The sequence below is a fragment of the Paracoccus versutus genome (genome assembly GCF_000763885.1).
In the GTDB taxonomy this organism is placed as follows: Bacteria; Pseudomonadota; Alphaproteobacteria; order Rhodobacterales; family Rhodobacteraceae; genus Paracoccus; species Paracoccus versutus.
On record NZ_JRKO01000010.1, the window covers coordinates 17,951 to 38,070 of the forward strand.

The 20,120-nt window shown below is 68.2% G+C and carries 17 protein-coding genes; 7 read left to right on the forward strand and 10 right to left on the reverse strand.

The annotated features are described in order from the left end of the window. Positions 1 to 32 precede the first annotated feature (32 nt). A complete protein-coding gene (gene metH, locus IT40_RS05730; RefSeq protein WP_036751687.1) occupies positions 33 to 3,794 on the reverse strand; it encodes a methionine synthase in 3,762 nt (1,253 codons plus the stop codon). Positions 3,795 to 4,045: 251 nt separating this feature from the next. Here metH and lipB point away from each other — a divergent pair, with 251 nt between their 5' ends. The 4 genes from lipB to IT40_RS05750 all read left to right on the forward strand — a co-directional run bounded on the left by lipB (position 4,046) and on the right by IT40_RS05750 (position 7,658). After that, positions 4,046 to 4,702, forward strand: coding sequence for a lipoyl(octanoyl) transferase LipB (lipB, locus tag IT40_RS05735; RefSeq protein WP_036751689.1), 657 nt, complete (start codon positions 4,046 to 4,048; stop codon positions 4,700 to 4,702). Between the two features lie 144 nt (positions 4,703 to 4,846). Further along, positions 4,847 to 5,311 (forward strand): cytochrome c550, encoded by a 465-nt coding sequence (locus IT40_RS05740; protein WP_036751693.1) that lies wholly within the window; start codon positions 4,847 to 4,849, stop codon positions 5,309 to 5,311. 162 nt (positions 5,312 to 5,473) lie between these two features. Beyond that, complete coding sequence (gene ctaD / locus IT40_RS05745; RefSeq protein WP_036751695.1) at positions 5,474 to 7,150, forward strand: cytochrome c oxidase subunit I; 1,677 nt, start codon at positions 5,474 to 5,476, stop codon at positions 7,148 to 7,150. 16 nt (positions 7,151 to 7,166) lie between these two features. Beyond that, positions 7,167 to 7,658 carry a DUF2244 domain-containing protein gene (locus IT40_RS05750; protein ID WP_036751697.1) on the forward strand — a complete coding sequence of 164 codons (492 nt, stop codon included), beginning with the start codon at positions 7,167 to 7,169 and terminating at the stop codon, positions 7,656 to 7,658. Positions 7,659 to 7,984: 326 nt separating this feature from the next. On the opposite strand, the gene IT40_RS28385 is transcribed toward IT40_RS05750, so the two are convergent. Further along, a complete protein-coding gene (locus IT40_RS28385) occupies positions 7,985 to 8,269 on the reverse strand; it encodes a hypothetical protein (RefSeq protein ID WP_147307306.1) in 285 nt (94 codons plus the stop codon). A 226-nt stretch (positions 8,270 to 8,495) separates the two neighbouring features. Next, a complete protein-coding gene (locus tag IT40_RS05755; protein WP_036751699.1) occupies positions 8,496 to 9,506 on the reverse strand; it encodes a 2-hydroxyacid dehydrogenase in 1,011 nt (336 codons plus the stop codon). Between the two features lie 91 nt (positions 9,507 to 9,597). Between IT40_RS05755 and IT40_RS05760 the strand changes: the two genes are divergently transcribed. Beyond that, positions 9,598 to 10,200 (forward strand): SH3 domain-containing protein, encoded by a 603-nt coding sequence (locus IT40_RS05760; RefSeq protein ID WP_036751838.1) that lies wholly within the window; start codon positions 9,598 to 9,600, stop codon positions 10,198 to 10,200. A gap of 16 nt (positions 10,201 to 10,216) precedes the next feature. Here IT40_RS05760 and IT40_RS05765 read toward each other — a convergent pair whose 3' ends face one another. The 5 genes from IT40_RS05765 to infC all read right to left on the reverse strand — a co-directional run bounded on the left by IT40_RS05765 (position 10,217) and on the right by infC (position 15,381). Next, complete coding sequence (locus IT40_RS05765) at positions 10,217 to 10,993, reverse strand: class I SAM-dependent methyltransferase (RefSeq protein WP_036751701.1); 777 nt, start codon at positions 10,991 to 10,993, stop codon at positions 10,217 to 10,219. 254 nt (positions 10,994 to 11,247) lie between these two features. After that, on the reverse strand, positions 11,248 to 13,284 hold the full coding sequence (locus IT40_RS05770; protein ID WP_036751703.1) for a M3 family metallopeptidase: 2,037 nt from the start codon (positions 13,282 to 13,284) through the stop codon (positions 11,248 to 11,250). Between the two features lie 29 nt (positions 13,285 to 13,313). After that, complete coding sequence (locus tag IT40_RS05775) at positions 13,314 to 14,363, reverse strand: HesA/MoeB/ThiF family protein (RefSeq protein WP_243700220.1); 1,050 nt, start codon at positions 14,361 to 14,363, stop codon at positions 13,314 to 13,316. A gap of 4 nt (positions 14,364 to 14,367) precedes the next feature. Next, complete coding sequence (gene dut, locus IT40_RS05780; protein WP_036751707.1) at positions 14,368 to 14,829, reverse strand: dUTP diphosphatase; 462 nt, start codon at positions 14,827 to 14,829, stop codon at positions 14,368 to 14,370. A 12-nt stretch (positions 14,830 to 14,841) separates the two neighbouring features. Then, on the reverse strand, positions 14,842 to 15,381 hold the full coding sequence (gene infC / locus IT40_RS05785; RefSeq protein WP_036751709.1) for a translation initiation factor IF-3: 540 nt from the start codon (positions 15,379 to 15,381) through the stop codon (positions 14,842 to 14,844). Between the two features lie 191 nt (positions 15,382 to 15,572). On the opposite strand from infC, the gene IT40_RS05790 reads away from it, so the two are divergent. Together IT40_RS05790 and IT40_RS05795 are read left to right on the forward strand one after the other, a co-directional pair. Continuing rightward, positions 15,573 to 16,202, forward strand: coding sequence for a hypothetical protein (locus IT40_RS05790; protein ID WP_036751711.1), 630 nt, complete (start codon positions 15,573 to 15,575; stop codon positions 16,200 to 16,202). Next, positions 16,199 to 17,074 carry a glycosyltransferase family 2 protein gene (locus tag IT40_RS05795; protein WP_036751713.1) on the forward strand — a complete coding sequence of 292 codons (876 nt, stop codon included), beginning with the start codon at positions 16,199 to 16,201 and terminating at the stop codon, positions 17,072 to 17,074. The genes IT40_RS05790 and IT40_RS05795 overlap by 4 nt, the downstream gene beginning before the upstream one ends. 15 nt (positions 17,075 to 17,089) lie before the next feature. Here the strand turns inward: IT40_RS05795 and IT40_RS05800 are convergent, their stop codons facing one another. Next, positions 17,090 to 18,379, reverse strand: a complete 1,290-nt coding sequence (locus IT40_RS05800) for a PQQ-dependent sugar dehydrogenase (RefSeq protein WP_036751715.1) — start codon at positions 18,377 to 18,379, stop codon at positions 17,090 to 17,092. A 138-nt stretch (positions 18,380 to 18,517) separates the two neighbouring features. Next, a complete protein-coding gene (pgi, locus tag IT40_RS05805) occupies positions 18,518 to 20,119 on the reverse strand; it encodes a glucose-6-phosphate isomerase (RefSeq protein WP_036751717.1) in 1,602 nt (533 codons plus the stop codon). Position 20,120: the final 1 nt, after the last annotated feature.

The window sequence follows — 20,120 nt, forward strand, 5'->3', positions numbered from 1 at the left end:
GGCATTTTTTTCACCCGCCGCGCGAATTTTTTTCACTCGGCCGCGACCGCCGCCTGCGGGGTGTAGTTCAGGATCGGCGCCAGCCAGCGCTCGACCTCGCGCACCGCCATCCCCTTGCGGTCGGCATAGTCCAGGACCTGGTCATGCTCGACCTTGGCGACGCCGAAGTAATAAGCCTCGGGATGGCCGATATAGAGGCCCGAGACCGAGGCGCCGGGCCACATCGCCATCGACTCGGTCAGCTCGACCCCGGTCGCCGCAGTCGCGTCCAGCAGCCTGAACAGCGTGACCTTTTCCGTGTGGTCGGGCTGGGCAGGATAGCCGGGCGCCGGGCGGATGCCCTTGTAGGGCTCGGCGATCAGTTCCTCGGGGGCGAAGCTTTCGTCGGAATAGCCCCAGTATTGCCGGCGCACCCGCTCGTGCATCATCTCGGCCAGCGCCTCGGCGAAACGGTCGGCCAGGGCCTGCACCAGGATGGCCGAGAAATCGTCATGCGCGGCCTTGAAGCGCTCGGCGATCTGCTGCTCTTCGCCGCCCGCCGTCACCACGAAACCGCCGACATAGTCGCGATGCCCCTCGGGGGCGACGAAATCGGCCAGCGCCACATTCGGGCGGCCGTCGCGCTTGCTGACCTGCTGGCGCAGCGTGTGCAGCGTCGCGAGTTCCGCCGCCCGGTCCTCGCCGGTGAAAAGCCGGATGTCGTCGCCAACCCGGTTCGCCGGCCAGAAGCCGACGACCGCCCGCGGCCGGAACCATTGCTCGTCGATGATCCGCTTCAGCATGGCCTGCGCATCGGCGAAAAGCTGGCGCGCCACCTCGCCCTGCTTTGCGTCGTCCAGGATGCGCGGATAGACGCCCTTCAGCTCCCAGGTCTGGAAGAACGGGGTCCAGTCGATATAGCGCGCGATCTCGGCAAGGTCGAAATCCTCGATCACGCGCGGGCCCAGGAACTCGGGCGCCTTGGCCTCGAACCCCGACCAGTCGACCCGCAGCGCATTGTCGCGGGCCGAGGCCAGCGGCAGGCGCTTCTTTTCCGCCTCGGCGCGGGCGTGCTTGTTGGCCACGTCCATGTATTCGGCGCGGATAGTCTCGACATAGGCGTTCTTCTGGCCCGAGAGCAGGCTGCCCACCACCCCCACCGCGCGGCTGGCATCGGTGACATAGACCGCCTGCCCCTTCGCATAGCGCGGATGGATCTTGACCGCCGTATGCACGCGGCTCGTGGTCGCCCCGCCGATCAGCAGCGGAATGTCGAAACCCTCGCGCTCCATCTCGCTCGCGACATGCACCATCTCGTCCAGGGACGGGGTGATGAGGCCGGACAGGCCGATGATGTCCACCTTCTCGGCCTTGGCGGTTTCCAGGATCTTGGTCGCGGGCACCATCACGCCCAGGTCGATGATCTCGTAATTGTTGCAGGCCAGCACGACGCCGACGATGTTCTTGCCGATGTCGTGGACATCGCCCTTGACCGTCGCCATCAGCACCTTGCCGGCGCTGGAGGAACCGCCCGCGCCGCCCGCCGCGGCCTTCTCGGCCTCCATGTAGGGCAGCAGATGCGCCACCGCCTGCTTCATCACCCGGGCCGATTTCACCACCTGCGGCAGGAACATCTTGCCGGCGCCGAACAGGTCGCCGACGACGTTCATCCCCGCCATCAGCGGGCCTTCGATCACATGCAGCGGGCGTTCGGCATTCAGTCGCGCCTGCTCGGTGTCCTCGTCGATATATTCGGTGATGCCGTTGACCAGGGCGTGTTCCAACCGCTTCTCGACCGGCCATGTGCGCCAGGTCAGATCCTTTTCGCGCGCCTTGGCCCCGCCTTCGCCGCGGAACCGCTCGGCGATCTCCAGCATGTTCTCGGTCGCCGTGCCGCCGGCTTTCGGCTTGCGGTTCAGCACCACGTCCTCGCAGGCCTCGCGCAGGCCCTCGTCGATCTGGTCATAGACCGCAAGCTGGCCCGCGTTGACGATGCCCATGTCCATCCCCGCCTGGATGGCGTGATACAGGAACACGGCATGCATCGCCTCGCGCACCGGCTCGTTGCCGCGGAAGCTGAAGGAAAGGTTCGAGACCCCGCCCGAGACATGCACATGCGGCAGGGCCTGGGTGATGCGCCGGGTCGCGCCGATGAAATCGACGCCGTAATTGTCATGCTCCTCGATCCCGGTCGCCACGGCAAAGATGTTCGGGTCGAAGATGATGTCCTGGGGCGGAAAGCCGACCTTGTTGACCAACAGGTCATAGGCGCGCGAGCAGATCTCGACCTTGCGGTTCTCGGTATCGGCCTGGCCGGTCTCGTCAAAGGCCATCACCACCACGGCCGCGCCATAGCGGCGGCAAAGCCGGGCCTGGGTCAGGAAGCTCTCCTCGCCCTCTTTCAGCGAGATCGAGTTCACGATCGCCTTGCCCTGGACGCATTTCAGCCCGGCCTCGATCACCTCCCATTTGGAGCTGTCGATCATCACCGGCACGCGGGCGATGTCGGGCTCGGCGGCGATCAGGTTCAGGTAGTCGATCATCGCCTGCTTCGAATCGATCAGCCCTTCGTCCATGTTGACGTCGATGATCTGGGCGCCGTTTTCCACCTGGTCGCGGGCCACGTCCAGCGCGGCGGCATAGTCGCCATTGGTGATGAGCTTGCGGAACCGGGCCGAGCCGGTGACGTTCGTCCGCTCGCCCACGTTCATGAAGGGGATGTCGTCGGTCTTGACGAAGGGCTCTAGCCCCGACAGGCGCAGGCGCGGCTCGATCTCGGGGATCTCGCGCGGCGGCAGCTCGGCCACGGCGCGGGCGATGGCGGCGATATGCTCGGGCGTCGAGCCGCAGCAGCCGCCCACCACGTTCACCAGCCCCTCGCGGGCGAACTCGGCGACCTGCGCCGCCATCTCCTCGGGCGATTCGTCATACTGGCCCATCTCGTTGGGCAGGCCGGCATTGGGATAGGCGCAGATCAGCGTGTCGGCGACGGCGGAAAGCTCGGCCAGGTGCGGGCGCATGGCGGCGGCGCCAAGCGCGCAGTTCAGGCCCACGGTGATCGGCGCGGCATGGGACATGGAATGCCAGAAGGCGGTCGGCGTCTGGCCCGACAGCGTGCGGCCGGAAAGGTCGGTGATGGTGCCCGAGATCATCACCGGCAGGCGCTGGCCCTTTTCCTCGAACACCTCCTCGCAGGCGAAGATCGCGGCCTTGGCGTTCAGCGTGTCGAAGATGGTCTCGATCAGGATCAGGTCGGCGCCGCCGTCGATCAGCCCGCGGATCTGCTCGGCATAGGCGATGCGCAGCTCGTCGAAGGTGACGGCGCGATAGCCGGGATTGTTCACGTCCGGGCTGATCGAGGCGGTGCGGTTGGTCGGCCCCAGCGCGCCGGCGACCCAGCGCACCCGCCCGTCCTCGGCCGTGGCGCGGTCGAGCGCCTGCCGCGCGATGCGGGCGCCGTGCAGGTTCAGGTCATAGACCGCCGCCTGCATGCCATAGTCTGCCTGCGCGATGGTGGTCGAGGAAAAGGTGTTGGTCTCGACGATATCCGCGCCCGCCTTGGCATAGCGATAGTGGATCTCCTCGATCGCCTTGGGCTGGGTCAGGTTCAGCAGGTCGTTGTTGCCCTGCTGCGGATGCTCGCCCGGCGCCGGCGGATGGCAGCCGCAGGCGCAGCCCGCGCCATGGCCGGCGAAATCCGCCTCCTTCAGGCCAAGCTGCTGGATCTGCGTCCCCATCGCGCCGTCGAGGATCAGGATGCGTTCGCGCGCAGCCGCACGCAGGGCGTCGAAGACGGGGGAAAGGGGCAAGGTCATGGTCCAGGGTCCGCGCGTTTCATCAAATGTGCTGTATAGCCGCAGACAGGCATTTAGTGAAATTCAACATCCGCACAATGATCTTGCATCGGATTCATGATCCGGCCCCGCGGATTCGTCATCTGCCTCGCTTCTTCGTTGCGGAAATACCCTCGGGGGCGTGGGGGCAGACAGCCCCCACCGCGAACCGATCCGCCGGAACCGCCCCCGCCCCCTTGCGACGGCCCGCGGGCGGGAATATCTCACCGCCCATGACCGAATGGATCACCGCCCCCGGCCTCACCGATTATCTGGAAGCCGTCGCCTTCATGGAGGCGCGCGCCGCCGCCGTCGCCGAGGGCCGGGCGGACGAGCTGGTCTGGCTGGTCGAGCACCCGCCACTCTACACCGCCGGCACCTCGGCGCGCGCGGCCGACCTGCTCGAGGCGCGCTTTCCGGTGCATGCCGTCGGCCGCGGCGGGCAATACACCTATCACGGGCCGGGCCAGCGCCTGGTCTATGTCATGCTGGACCTGAACCGCCGCGGCCGCGACGTGCGCGCCTTCGTCAAGGCCCTGGAATCCTGGGTCATCGACGCGCTGGCCGAGTTCAACCTCAAGGGCGAGATCCGCGACGGCCGCGTCGGCGTCTGGATCGCGCGCCCCGACAAGGCGTCCCTGCCCGACGGCTCGATGCGCGAGGACAAGATCGCCGCCATCGGCGTCAAGCTGCGCCGCTGGGTCAGCTTCCACGGCATTTCGATCAACGTCGAGCCGGACCTGGGCCATTACGCCGGCATCGTGCCCTGCGGCATCCAGGGCCATGGCGTGACCAGCCTGGTGGACATGGGCCTGCCCGTCGGCATGGGCGATCTGGACCTGGCGCTGCGCCGCAGCTTCGCGCGCAATTTCCCCCCGCTCGGCGGCTGATTTTCGCCCTGCGACATATTCACCCTTCACCGTCCTGCGACCTTTTTCCGGTGTTCGGACGGCTTGACGCATGATAGCCCTGTCAAGGCGGGAGGCGGAGAGGTCCGCTCCCCCGGAAAAAGCGATTACCCAAGAGGAAACGCGATGAAGATCAGCATCTATGCCACTCTCGCCGCCCTGTCCCTCGCCCTGCCCGCCGTGGCCCAGGAAGGCGACGCCGCCAAAGGCGAGAAGGAATTCAACAAGTGCAAGGCCTGCCACATGGTCCAGGCACCGGACGGCACCGACATCGTCAAGGGCGGCAAGACCGGGCCGAACCTCTACGGCGTCGTCGGCCGCAAGATCGCCTCGGTCGAAGGCTTCAAATACGGCGACGGCATCCTTGAAGTGGCGGAAAAGAACCCCGACATGGTCTGGTCCGAGGCCGACCTGATCGAATACGTCACCGATCCCAAGCCCTGGCTGGTCGAGAAGACCGGCGATTCGGCCGCCAAGACCAAGATGACCTTCAAGCTCGGCAAGAACCAGGCCGACGTGGTCGCCTTCCTGGCCCAGCACTCGCCCGATGCGGGTGCCGAGGCGGCCCCCGCCGAAGGCGCCGCGAACTGACCGGCGACCCCCGGAACGGCGCGCCCCTGCCTGCGGCAAAACCGCGCAGGGGCGCGACTTTTAGTCCCTTCTTCGCATTGCGAGGGGTAGGAATGTGGGCTAGAAACTTAGCGAGTCCGCTGGCCCTTGGGCCGGCCAGCCGCATGTCTAGGGAGTCCACGCATGGCAGACGCAGCCGTTCACGGCCACGGTGACCATCATGACACCCGCGGGTTCTTCACCCGCTGGTTCATGTCAACAAACCACAAGGATATCGGTATCCTTTACCTGTTCACGGCCGGCATCGTCGGTCTGATCTCGGTCTGCTTCACCGTCTATATGCGGATGGAATTGCAGCATCCCGGCGTGCAATACATGTGCGTCGAGGGCGCGCGCCTCATCGCCGACGCCTCGGCGGAATGCACGCCGAACGGGCATCTTTGGAACGTCATGATCACCTATCACGGGGTGCTGATGATGTTCTTCGTGGTCATCCCGGCCCTGTTTGGCGGTTTCGGCAACTATTTCATGCCGCTGCATCTCGGCGCCCCGGACATGGCCTTCCCGCGGCTGAACAACCTCAGCTACTGGATGTATGTCTGCGGCGTGGCCCTGGGCGTGGCCTCGCTGCTGGCGCCGGGCGGCAACGACCAGATGGGCTCGGGCGTGGGCTGGGTGCTCTATCCGCCGCTCTCGACCACCGAGGCCGGCTATTCCATGGACCTGGCGATCTTTGCCGTCCACGTCTCGGGCGCCAGCTCGATCCTGGGCGCGATCAACATCATCACCACCTTCCTGAACATGCGTGCGCCGGGGATGACGCTGTTCAAGGTGCCGCTGTTCGCCTGGTCGGTCTTCATCACCGCCTGGCTGATCCTGCTGTCGCTGCCGGTGCTGGCGGGCGCCATCACCATGCTACTGATGGACCGCAACTTCGGCACCCAGTTCTTCGACCCGGCCGGCGGCGGCGACCCGGTGCTTTACCAGCATATCCTGTGGTTCTTCGGCCACCCCGAGGTCTATATCATCATCCTGCCCGGCTTCGGCATCATCAGCCACGTCATCTCGACCTTCGCGCGCAAGCCGATCTTCGGCTACCTGCCGATGGTTCTGGCCATGGCGGCAATCGGCATCCTGGGCTTCGTCGTCTGGGCGCACCACATGTATACCGCCGGCATGTCCTTGACCCAGCAGGCTTATTTCATGCTGGCCACCATGACCATCGCCGTGCCCACCGGCATCAAGGTCTTTTCCTGGATCGCCACCATGTGGGGCGGCTCGATCGAGTTCAAGACGCCGATGCTCTGGGCCTTCGGCTTCCTGTTCCTGTTCACCGTCGGCGGCGTGACCGGCGTGGTGCTGAGCCAGGCGCCGCTGGACCGGGTCTATCACGACACCTATTACGTCGTCGCCCACTTCCACTATGTGATGTCGCTGGGCGCGGTCTTCGCCATCTTTGCCGGGGTCTATTACTGGATCGGCAAGATGTCGGGCCGGCAATACCCGGAATGGGCCGGCAAGCTGCATTTCTGGATGATGTTCATCGGCTCGAACCTGATCTTCTTCCCGCAGCACTTCCTGGGCCGCCAGGGCATGCCGCGCCGCTACATCGACTATCCGGTCGAGTTCGCCTACTGGAACAACATCTCCTCGATCGGCGCCTATATCTCCTTCGCCTCCTTCCTGTTCTTTATCGGCATCGTGTTCTACACGCTCTTCGCCGGCAAGCGCGTGAACGTGCCGAACTACTGGAACGAACACGCCGACACGCTGGAATGGACCCTGCCCTCGCCGCCGCCGGAGCATACCTTCGAGACCCTGCCCAAGCGCGAGGACTGGGATCGCGCCCAGGCGCATTGATCCCGCGCATTGAACGATGCCCTACGCATGGCATGACGCGGCCCCGGAGCAATCCGGGGCCGTCTGCTTTCGGCTCGAGATCTGGCCGCACCGCTCGCTGTCCCGGCGGGGCTTCGTCTGGGTCATCTCGCTGACCGCCGCGGGACTGGCGCTGCCCCTGCTGGCGGTGGTCGGATCGAAGGTGCTTTGGGGGCTCCTGCCCTTTGCCGCCCTGGCGGTCTGGGGGCTATGGCAGGGCATCGCGCGCAGCTATGGCGCGGCGCATGAGGTGATGCTGGTCGGACGCGACCGCCTCATCCTGACCCGCAGCGATCCCGGACGGCCGGACCGCATCTGGCAGACCAACCCCTATTGGGTGCGCACCGCCCTGCGCCAGAACGGCCCGGTCGAGGATTACCTGGTGCTGACCGATGGCCAGCGCGAGGTCGAGCTGGGCGCCTTCCTTTCGCCCGAGGAGCGGGTGGCGCTGCGGGATGATCTGGAGCGGCGGCTGGCCGAGCTGCGCTAGATGGGCCGGCCTGGCCGTCGCAGGCCATGGCTGTGGCACAGGTCAGCCGTCGACACGAATCGCCTTGTTTTCCGGGCCATAGGAGCGGTCCCCGATCACGACCGCCTTCCACAGCGCGCGGCATGCGCAGCTTCAGCCTCGTGCCCGGCTGGGCCAGGTCCGGGCGAACATAGCCCAGGCCGAGGGACTTGCCAAAGGCCCGCGACCCGCCGCCCGACCCTTTCGCCAGCCGCATAAGGCGCCTGGCGCCCCCAGCGTTAGGCGTCAGGCGGCCGCTCAGCCGGATCACCTCTTTGCGGCGGATAGCCCCTGCCAGCATCACCCGCTCAGTTGAACGCCTTCTCCAGATCGGCGAAGCGGTCCAGCCCGGAGCGGCACCGCATCGCGGCCGAGGCGCGACAGCCCCTTTCCTGCCGCGGCCAGTTCTGTACCCGCCGCCGACCCACTTCAGCCCATGCCTTTCGCGACCCGCCGCTCCCGGAGACGGCCGCCGAACGCGGCTCGATCCCAGTTCGCCCATACAGGCAACGCAGATGGCGCGGACGGGGCACATGCCCGGCGCAATATTGCGCATCGGCCGTCAACACGTCGCGCTCGACCAGCAGCGTCACCCCACGCGGGCCAGGTGCAGCGCGATGCTGCAGCCCACGGCACCGCCTCCGACCCCAAGGCCAGCACGGCGGTTTTCACGGCGAGCCCCTGCCCCGGCTTCCCCGCCGATCAAATGCCGGAACGACGCGCGGCACTGCCGTTCCCCCCGACACGATCCTGGCAAAGAAACGACATGAGACATCCGGGCCGTCAGGCCAAACGCCCCGGAAAACCGGGGCGCCAGGGTCACAGCATCGAGGGCACCACCAGGTCCGGTGGCCGGTGGCCATCGGCGAAGGTCTTGATATTGATGATGACTTTTTCACCCATCTCGACCCGCCCCTCGATCGTGGCCGAGCCCATATGCGGCAGCAGCACGACATTGGGCAATTCGCGCAGGCGGGGGTTGATCTCGTGCCCATGCTCGAAGACGTCAAGGCCGGCACCGGCGATCTCGCCCGCGCGCAGCATCCGGGTCAAGGCATTCTCGTCGATCACCTCGCCGCGCGAGGTGTTGATGATCACGGCCGAGGGCTTCATCAGCTTCAGCCGCCGCGCGTTCAGCAGGTGGAAGGTCGAGGGGGTATGCGGCGCGTTCACCGAGACGATGTCCATGCGCGCCAGCATCTGGTCCAGGCTTTCCCAATAGGTCGCCTGCAACTCGGCCTCGATCTCGGGGCGCAGGCGGCGGCGGTTGTGGTAATGCACCTGCATGCCGAAGACATTCGCCCGCCGCGCCACCGCCTGGCCGATGCGGCCCATGCCCAGGATGCCAAGGCGCCGCCCGCCCAGCCGCCCGCCCAGATGCGCGGTCGGCGACCAGCCGTGCCAGCGGCCGGCCTGCATCTCGGCCATGCCCTCGGGCAGGCGGCGGGTGACGCCCAGGATCAGCGCCATGACCACGTCCGCGGTGTCCTCGGTCACCACGCCCGGCGTGTTGCTGACCAGGATGCCGCGCTGGCGGGCGGAATGCACGTCGACATGGTCCACGCCCGCGCCGTAATTGGCGATCAGCTTCAGCTTGTCGCCGGCCTGGGCCAGCATGGCCGCGTCGATCTGATCGGTGATCGTCGGCACCAGCACGTCCGAGACGCGCATGGCGGCCACCAGTTCCTCGCGACTCATCCGGTGGTCGTCGGCATTCAGCGAAACGTCGAAAAGCTCGGACATCCGGGTCTCGACCGCCTCGGGCAGCCGCCGGGTCACGGTAACTTTAAGGCGCGAGCGGGTCGGATCGGTCGCATGAACGGCGGGCATGGTCGCTCCTCTCTTCCAAAGCCGGGCGGCTTTTGGCAAAGTGCCCGCGATGCGGGGCAGGCACAAGACCCCGAAAAAGCAGGACGGGCAGATGAAGCAAGGACAGGTCTGGCTTGGCGCCGCGATACTGGCGACGGTGGCGTGCTTGGGATCGGCGGCGCTGGCGCAAGCCACCGATCCGGGCGAGACGCTGGACGCCAAGCAGATCCCCGGCCTGTCCGCCGATGCGACGATCAGCCGCCACCAGGACGGCCGGCGCGACCCGAATCGCGGCTCTGTCACCAACCTGCCGCTGCCGCGCTATGTCAGCCTGAAGGGGGGCGAGGGCAACGCCCGGCGCGGCCCCAGCCTGTCGCATCGCATCGACTGGGTGTTCCGCCATGCCGGCATGCCCTTGCGCGTGGTGGCCGAGTTCGGCCATTGGCGCCGGGTCGAGGACCAGGACGGCGCCGGCGGCTGGGTGCATTATTCGCTGCTGTCGGGCGTGCGCACCGCCATCGTGACCAAGGACATGCTGGACCTGCTGGCCCGCCCCGAGCCGCGCGCCGAGGTGGTGGCGCGGGCCGAGGCCGGCGCCATCGTCCGGCTGCACGAATGCAGCATCGACTGGTGCCGGGTCTCGGGCGGCGGGGAAAAGGGCTGGGTGCCCAAGACGACGATCTGGGGCGTCGACCCGGACGAGATCCGCGACTGAGACCCGCGCCGGCGGGTCAGCCGGCCTTGCGGATCACCACATGGCCCAGCGAGACGCGCATCCAGGCAAAGCGCGAGGCGCGCGGCGTGCCGGCACCGAAATCGGGATGGGTCATGTCCTCGGCCCCGCATTCGTCGATCAGTTCCTTGACGAAGCCGACCATGCCGCGGTCATGGCCGTGAAACCGCCGCCGCACCAGGTTCCAGCGCATCCAGCCGGTCAGCTTGCCCAGCGGGGAAACCGCCTGCGCCAGCCCCGAACGATGCAGCCTGTCGAGCAGCCTTTCACGGGGAGAAAGCCGGGGCGGCCGGGGGTGATAGGATTTTCCGTCGGGATATTGCCGCCAGTATCCGGTGCCCCAATCCTCGATGAAGTAATATCCGCCCGGCTTGAGATGGTTTTCGAAAAGATGCCAGAAACTGATGCGGGACAATTGCCCCACATGCGAGGCATCGTCGATGATGACATCGAAACCCCGCGGCGCCCGTTCCGCCGCCATCCGGTCCAGAACCGCCCTGTCCTGCTGTTCGCCGACATAGCAGCGCACCCGGCCGCTTTCGAAACGTGCCTCGCAGGGCTTGATGTCCAGCCCGGTGATCTTGGCATTCGGCAGCCAGGATTCCCAGTGTCTTAGCGAATCGCCGCGCGCTATTCCCAATTCCAGCAATCGCAGCGGCTGCATGCGAAGAGGGCCGATATATTTCTCGTAATTGACGAAATAATGTCGAAGCCCCATCTTGTCGATCGGCACTTCATCGACGCTTTTCATCGAGGCCGCATTGGAAACCCGCATGCCTTCCTCCCGGACAGATCACCGCCTACTTTCTAAAAACTGCCTGGAAAGGATAGGCCGGGGCTGCCGGGCCATCAAGGAATTGGCACCCCGCCTGCCGGAATAGACGGGTTGATATCAACCTGGCAGCGACCAGCCCTCAGGTCATATTTCCTGTGGTTGTGCAATCCGCCATGGAAGCCGCCGGACCGCGACGAAGCGACGGATTCGCGCAAGCCCTTGCCCAGCGAATCGCGCCTATGCGAAAGCGGCGGTCAGCGGGCCTCGGGCAGAAGCCCACGCCCCTTCAGCAGCGCCTCGACGCCGGGGGTCCGGCCGCGGAATTTCAGCCACAGCTCGTCGGCCGGCTGGGAATCGCCCTTGGAGAGGATCCATTCCTCCAGCCGCCGCGCGGTTTCCGCGTCGAAGGGATCGCCCTTTTCCAGGAAGGCCGCGAAAGCGTCGGCATCCATCACCTCTGACCACATGTAGCTGTAATAGCCCGAAGAATAGCCGTCGCCGGAAAACACATGCGCGAAATGCGGCGTGGCATGGCGCATGGGGATCGCGGCGGGCGCGCCCAGCTCCGCCAGCACCTCGGCCTGCCGCGCCATCGGATCGGCGGGCGGCGCGCCGCGATGAAAGGCCAGGTCAACCAGCGCGCTTTCCAGGTATTCGGTGGTGGCAAAGCCCCGGTCGGCATTGCCGGCCGCCAGCATGCGGTCGCGCAGCGCGGCGGGCAGCGGCGCCCCGGTCTCGGCATGGCGGGCGTGGCGGTCCAGCACCTCGGGCCGTTCCAGCCAATGCTCGAAAAGCTGGCTGGGCAATTCGACGAAATCCCGCGCCACCGAGGTGCCCGAGATCGAGGGCCAGGACACGTCCGACAGGATGTGATGCAGCGCATGGCCGAATTCGTGGAACAGCGTATGCGCATCGTCCCAGGACAGATAGGCCGGCGCGCCCGCGGCCTCGGGCGGGGTGAAGTTGCAGACATTGGTGACGATCGGCCGCTGTCCCTCGCCGATCTTGTGCTGCTGTTGCAGCGACGAACACCAGGCCCCCGACCGCTTGCCGGGCCGGGCGAAGTAATCGCCGACGAAGACCGCCATGCGCCGGCCGTCCCGCGTCACCTCCCAGGCACGGGCATCGGGCGACCAGAGCGGCGCGTCGAATGCCCGCATCTCGATGCCGAACAGGCGCTGCGCGGTGTCGAAGACCGCGCCCAGCATCGCCTCCAGCGTCAGGTAGGGCTTGACCTCGGCCTCGTCGAGATCGTGTTCGGCCTTGCGCCGGCGCTCGGCATAGAAGCGCCAGTCCCAGGGCTCCAGCGCGCCGTTCACGCCGTCCTCGCGCAGCATGGTGGTCAGGCGCTTGGCATCGGCCTCGGCCCGCGTCTTGGCGGCCGCCCAGACCTGGGTCAGCAGCGCCTCGACATTCTCGGCGCTGCGGGCCATCTCGGGCTCCAGCTTGTAGCTGGCGAAATCCTCGTAGCCCAGAAGCCGGGCGCGCTCGTGCCGCAATTGCAGGATCTCGGCGGCGATGGGGCGGTTGTCGGTCGCAGCCCCGACGGCCCCTGCGCCCGAGCCGCGCGCGCCCCAGGCCCGCCAGGCCGCCTCGCGCAGGGCGCGATCTTCGGCATATTCCAGGAAGGGCACGATCAGCGAGCGGTTCAGCGTCACCACCTGCCCCGGCATCCCGCGTTCGCGCGCCGCCGCCCGCATGGCGCGGACCAGCCAGTCGGGCAGGCCGGCCAGCTGGTCGTCGGCCACGGCCATGGCAAAGTCGCGCTCATCCGCCAGCACGTTCTGGGCGAAATCGGTCGACAGCACCGCCAGCAGCTCGCGGATTGCCGCCATGCGCTCGCGCGCCGCGCCGGTCAGGCCGGCACCCGCCCGGCGCAGCCCGCGCAGGGTCAGCTCGGTCAGGCGGCGGTCCTCGGGCGCAAGCTCGTCGGCGTCCTGCATCACCGCCTCGACCCGGTCGAACAGCCGCGGGTCCATGCTGACCTTGCTGCCATGCGCGGCCAGGCGCGGGGCGATGCGGCGCTGCAGATCCTCGCGCGCCGGGTTGGAATCGACGCCGGCCAGAGTGAAGAAGATGGCACAGAGCCGGTTCAGCGGCTCCTCGGCCGTCTCGAGCGCGGCGACGGTGTTGGCAAAGCTCGGCGGAGCGGGATTGGCGGCGATGGTCTCGACCGCCTCCTCGGCCATGTTCAGGCAGGCGTCGAAGGCCGGGTCGAAATCCTCGTCGCGGATCAGGTCGAAACGCGGCAGGCCCAGCGGGCCGGTCCAATGCGTCAGTTCGGGGTTCATGCGAGCCTCCTTTTCCGGCCGGGAGTGTTTCAGCCTGCGCGGAAATGTCCAGAGCCGCAGGCGGGACAATCGGCGCGTCGCGCGATTTTCATCAGCCGGTTTTCGCCATAAAGCCCGTCGAAGATCAGCATCCGGCCGCGCAGGGGCTCGCCGGCCCGCGCGATCAGCTTGATCGCCTCCAGCGCCATCAGGCTGCCGACGACGCCGGGCAAGGGGCCGACGACGCCCGCCTCGGCGCAGGCGGGCGCAAGGCCGGCGGCCGGGGCATCGGGAAAGATGCAGGCCATGCAGGGCGCGCCGTGGCGCGGATCCCAGATCGTCACCTGCCCTTCCCATTGCGCGATGGCGCCGGCGACCAAGGGCACGCCGGCGGCGATGCAGGCCGCGTTCACCGCGCGGCGGGCGGCGAAGCTGTCGGTGCCGTCCAGCACCAGGTCATGTTCGGCAACCAGCGCGGCATCCTCGGCCCCGATGCGGCGGTTCAGCGCCGTAACCGCGACATGCGGGTTCAGCGCCAGCATGGCATCGCGCGCGGCCTCGGCCTTGGGGCGGCCGTCGTCGGCGCTGCGAAAGATCACCTGGCGCTGCAGGTTCGACAGCCCGACCCGGTCGTCGTCGGCAACGGTGATCCGGCCCACGCCGGCGGCGGCAAGGTAAAGGCAGACCGGCGCGCCCAGCCCGCCTGCGCCCACGACCAGCACGCGGGCGCGCCGCAGCGCCGCCTGCCCCGGCCCGCCCAGCTCGCGCAGCACGATATGGCGGGCATAGCGATCCAGTTCCGGGTCCGAAAGCGGGCCGGCCGGCGCGGGCGCGGGCGGGTCAGGCAAGGGGATGGCGCGGCGATGCAGCTGCCGCAGCAGCAGGCGATAGCCCAGCCCCAGCGCCACCACGCCGCCGGCCAGCCCCCAGACCCGAGGATCGCCGCCGACCAGTCGCGCCAGGGCGCTGCCGGGCGCCAGCACCAGCGCGGCGATGGCGGCCAGCCACAGGGCCGCGACCCCCGCCCAGCCGCGCCATTCCGGCCAGCCAAGCAGGCGCGCCGCGACCAGCACGGCAAGCATGAGAAGAAGGATCAGCACGGGCTCAGCCCCGCCCGGTCGAGCCGAAGCCGCCTTCGCCGCGCGCGGTCTGCTCCAGCGCCTCGGCCATGACATAGGCGGCGCGGGTCACGGGGGCGATCACCGCCTGGGCGATGCGCTCGCCATGCTGGATCGCATAGGGCTGCGGGCCCAGGTTGATCATGATGACCCCCAGCGGCCCGCGATAGTCGCTGTCGATGGTGCCGGGCGTGTTGGGCAGCGTCACCCCATGCTTCAGCGCCAGGCTGGAGCGAGGGCGGATCTGCATCTCGTAGCCCTCGGGGATCTGCACGCGCAGCCCGGTAGGCACCAGGCGGATCTGGCCGGGTTCAAGCAGCAGCTCGGCCCCGCCCAGGTCGGCCCGCAGGTCGGCGCCGGCCGAGCCCTGGGTCTGGTATTCGGGCAGGGGCAGCGCCGGGTCGGCACCCGGTTCGCGCAGAACCAGAATCGTCACCTCGGCCGCCATCCCCAAAGCCCCTTATTTCGGCGAGATCATCATGACCATCTGGCGCCCTTCCAGCTTGGGCATGGATTCGACCTTGCCCGCCTCGCCGACATCGGCGGCGACGCGGTTCAGAAGCTCGACCCCAAGCTGCTGGTGCGCCATCTCGCGGCCGCGGAAGCGCAGGGTGATCTTGACCTTGTCGCCCTCGGCCAGGAACTTCATGACCGAGCGCATCTTGACGTCGTAATCATGGGTATCGGTTCCAGGACGGAACTTGATCTCCTTGATTTCGATGATCTTTTGCTTCTTGCGGGCCTCGGCCTCGCGCTTTTGCTGTTCATACTTGAACTTGCCCAGGTCCATGATCTTGCAGACCGGGGGCGTGGCATTCGGCGAGATCTCGACAAGATCCAGCCCGGCTTCCTGTGCAAGCTCCAGACCGCGGGCGGGTGTCACGACGCCGACATTCTCGCCTTCGGGACCGATCAGGCGGATTTCGGCGACTCGGATGCGCTCGTTGACGCGGGGGCCGGTGTCACGGGTGGGCGGAGCGTTATGCGGTCTGCGGGCTATGGCTGTCTTCCTTGTGTTGCCAGGGGTTCCGGGCGGTTAAATAGTCCTGCGCAGGCAGATTTTCAACCGGATTCGATGGCTCGGCCCCAGGTTCCGCCGCCGTTTTGCACGGTTTTGCGGGGCCGCTTCCCCCCCTTGGCGCGGCATGGCATAGAAGGGGGCGACCCGCCGCAGCCCTGACGGAGAGACCGATGAAGAAATTCCTGGCCGTGATCGTGATTCTTGCCCTTGCGCTTGGCGGATTGTGGCTGTGGAGCGGCGGCGATCCGATGGGCCGGCTGGCCGGCGACGCGCCGCCCCCGCCGGCCCAGGCACCGGCCGAGCCCCCGCCCCCGGCGCAGCAGGGCGCCAATGCCGCAGCCGACGCCGCGGCCGATGCGGCGGCCATCGCGGCGGATGCCGCGGCCGAAGCCTCGGCCTCGGCCGGGCAGGCGGCGGTCGGCGGCAGCGCCCGCCGCGCCGACCAGGCCGAGGCGGCGGCCGAGGCCGCCATCGCCGCCGCCGACCGCGCCGCGGATGCCGCGGCCCAGGCCAACGCCACCCCCGAACAGGCCGAGGCCGCCGCCATCGCCGCAAGCACCGCCGCCCGCGAGGCGGCCAGCGCCACGCGCGAAGCCGGCGCCGCGGCCGGCGAGGCGGTCGGGATCGATGCCGCCCTGACCCCGCAGGGCTTCGATGCCGCCAAGGTGCGCGCCATGATCGACGGCTCGTCCCTTGCGCCCAAACGCAAGGCCGAGCTTCTGGCCCTGCTGGATCGCGCGGCGCTGGACCCGGCGGCGCTGGCGCAGGCGCTGGAACAGATCAAGGCCGCCCTGCCATGAGCTTTCCCAGCCTGGGGGATTTCCTGAAGGCACCGGGCGGCCGGCTGGACAAGGGGCCGGTCGCGGTTTTGCTGATCGAGGACGAGGCGGCGGTGCAAAGGACGCTGGCGCACCACCTTGCGGCCGGTTTCCGGCTGATCCTGGCGCTGTCGCCCGAGCCGCTGCCCGCCCATGTCCTGCCCGGCGAGGGCGCGGACCGGATCCTCAACCTGCGCCACGATTCCCGCCGCGGCCGGGCCCAGGTCGAGGCGGTCAATGCGGTGATCGAGACCGCGCCCGCCGATACCTGGCTCTACTACGGCTATAATGCCGAGTTCCTGTTCTATCCCTTCTCGGAAAGCCGCAGCGTGGGCGAGATGCTGGCCTTTCACGCCGAGGAACGCCGGCGGGCGATGCTGACCTATGTCGTCGACCTCTATGCCCCGGACCTGGAGCGTTTCCCCGATGCGGTCAGCCTGGACGAGGCGATGTTCGACCGCACCGGCTATTACGCGCTTGGCCGCGTGGACCGCGACGGCCGCCACAAGGAACGGCAGCTGGATTTCCACGGCGGGCTGCGCTGGCGATTCGAGGAGCACCTGCCCCAGGATCGCCGCCGCATCGACCGCATCGCGCTGTTTCGCAGCCAGCCGGGACTGCGGCTGCTGCCCGACCTGCGCTTCAACGTCGAGGAATACAACACCTATGCCTGCCCCTGGCACAACAACCTGACCGCCGCCGTCGCCTCGTTCCGGGTGGCCAAGGCGCTGGCCAAGAACCCCGGCTCGCGCGGGCATATCCGCAGCTTCCGCTGGCGCAACTCGCATCCCTTCCGCTGGAACGCCCAGCAGCTGATGGACCTGGGGCTGATGGAGCCGGGCCAGTGGTTCTGACGCAAGCGGGCCGGTTCAGGCCGCGCTGACCCGCCAGATCACGTCGCCCACGTCATCGGCCATCAGAAGCGACTTGCCGTCCGGGCCGATGGCAACGCCGACCGGGCGGCCATGGGAATATTTCTCGTCCTCGGAAAGAAAGCCAGACAGGATGTCGCGCGGCGGCCCGGCGGGCCGGCCGTCCCGGAAGGGCACGAAGATCAGCTTGTAGCCCGACAGCGTCGAGCGGTTCCAGGAGCCGTGCTGGCCGATCGCCATGCCGTCGGGGAATCCGGGCAGCGTGCCCTCGGGCATCCAGCACAGGCCAAGCGAGGCGGTATGGCCGCCCAGGGCGTAATCGGGGGTGATGGCGCGGGCGACCTCGGCCGCGTCCTGGGGCACGCGGTCGTCCACCACCTGTCCCCAATAGGACCAGGGCCAGCCGTAGAAGCCGCCCTCCTGCACCGAGGTCAGGTAGTCCGGCGGCGTCTCGTCGCCCAGCCCGTCGCGTTCGTTCACCACGGTCCAGAGCGCGCCGGTCGCGGGCTCCCACGCGAGGCCGACCGGGTTGCGCAGGCCCGAGGCGAAGATGCGGGCCTCGCCGGTCTCCAGCTCCAGTTCCCAGATCGCGGCGCGGCCTTCCTCGGCCTCCATGCCCTCGTCGGCGATATTGGTCAGCGAGCCGACGCCGCAATAAAGCCGCTTGCGGTCGGGCGAGACGATCAGGCTGCGCGTCCAATGCCCGCCGGGCTTGAAATCGACCAGCCGGCGGCCCGGCCCGTCCAGCCGCGTGGCACCGGGCGCATAGGGAAAGGCAACGATGCCGTCGGTATTGCCGACATAGAAGGTGTCGCCGACCAGGGCCATGCCGAAGGGCTGGCGCTGGCCTGCCAGGAAAACCTCGCGCGTCTCGGCGACGCCATCGCCATCGCCGTCGCGCAACAGCGTGATGCGGTTGGCGCTGGTGCCCAGCGCGCGGGCGCGGCGCATGGTGGCCTGGGCGGCGCGGTCGAGCAGGGATTGCGGCGGGCTGGCCTCTTGCAGGGCCTCGGCCACCAGCACGTCGCCATTGGGCAGCACCTCGATCCAGCGCGGATGTTGCAGGTCGCGGGCGAAGGCATCGACGCGCAGGCCCGGCGCGGCCTTGGGCCGCTGGCCCGGCGCCCAGCCGCGGGCGGTGGGCATCTTCAGCGTCATGATGCCCTGTTTCTTCGCCTCGGGGATGGCGGGGCTTGGCCCGAACGCCGCCGTCCGCGGCGCGCCCATCCGCCGCATCAGCACCATCGCGCCGCCGATGGCGGCTGTCGCCCTGGCCAGAAGATCCATCGCTTTCCTTCCCGTCTGCGCAGGCCAAGGCTAGCCGGGATGCGCCGGCGGTCAATCCCGGAATGCGCAAGTGGATCGAATCGGCGAGGGCGGCGCTGGTGGCGCCGTCCCTGGAGTATTTGGGGAACAGAGAAGCGTTCAGCTGCGCGCGTCGCGGATCAGCGCCGCGAGATGCTCGGTCGAGGGGTCGTGGCCGGGCGCGGGCTTGCCCTGAAGCAGCGGCGCCAGCTTCAGCGCCAGTTCCTTGCCAAGCTCGACGCCCCATTGGTCGAAGCTGTTGATGCCCAGGATCACCCCCTCGGCAAAGACGCGGTGCTCGTAGAGCGCGACGATCTGGCCCAGCGTGTAGGGGTCGAGTTCGGGGATCAGCAGCGTGGTCGACGGGCGGTTGCCGGGAAAGACGCGGTGGCGGGCTTGGCGTTCCAGTTCGGCGCCGGTCAGGCCCTTGGCCTGCATCAGCGCGCGCGCCTCGTCCAGCGAGCGGCCGCGCATCAGCGCCTCGGATTGCGCCAGGCAATTGGCGATCAGCAGCAGGTGGTGATGCGCAAGCTCGGGCTCGTGGCCGCGGGCGGCGAGGATGAATTCGCAGGGCACCACCGCGGTGCCCTGGTGGATCAGCTGGTAGAAAGCATGCTGGCCGTTGGTGCCCGGCTCGCCCCAGACCACCGGGCCCGAGGGCAGCACCAGGTCGCTGCCGTCCATGGCCACGCGCTTGCCGTTCGATTCCATTTCCAGCTGCTGCAGATAGGCCGGCAGCCGGGCCAGGCGGTTGTCATAGGGCAAGACGGCACGGGTGCCGTAGCCGCAGACCTGGTGGTGCCAGATGCCGACCAGCGCCAGGATCACCGGCAGGTTCTGGGCCAGCGGCGCCTCGCGGAAATGGCGGTCCATGGCCGCGCCGCCGGCAAGGAAGCGGTCGAAGTTCTCGGGCCCGATGGCGATCATCAGCGAAAGGCCGATGGGGCCCCACATGGAATAGCGCCCGCCGACCCAATCCTCGAAGCCGAAGACGCGCGAGGGCTCGATCCCCCATTCGGCGGTGCGGTCGGTCGCCGAGGAGAGCGCGGCAAATTGCGCCGCCGGCTGCGCCACGGCCTTCGCCATCCAGTCCAGCGCCGTCCTGGCATTGGTCATGGTCTCGATGGTGGTGAAGGTCTTGGAGGCGACGATGACCAGCGTGGTCGCCGGATCGAGCCCCTTGAGCGTATCGGCGATGTCCGCCCCGTCCACGTTCGAGACGAAATGCACCCGCGGCCCGTCATGCCAGGGCGCCAGCGCCCGCGTGGCCATGGCCGGGCCGAGGTCCGAGCCGCCGATGCCGATGTTGATGACATCGGTGATTCGGCCGCCCTGCCCGGCGAAGCTGCCGTCGCGGATGGCGCGGGCGAAATCGCACATCCGCCGATGGGTGCGGCGCAGCTCGGGCATCACGTCCCGGCCGTCCACCGCGACGCTGCCTTCGAGGTTGCGCAGCGCGGTGTGCAGCACGGCGCGGTCCTCGGTCTCGTTGATGCGCTGGCCGGCGAACATGGCCTCGCGGCGCTCGGGCACCGGCGCGGCCAGTTCCAGCAGCAGCTCGCGCGCGCCGGCGTCGATGCTGGTCTTGGACCAGTCCAGCACCAGCCCCTCGGCCTGGGTCGAGAAGGTGGCGGCGCGGGTCGGATCGGCGTCAAACAGCGCCTCGATCCGCAGCGCGCCCTGGGATTTGCGGTGGTCTTGCAACCGGCTCCAGATGGTCATG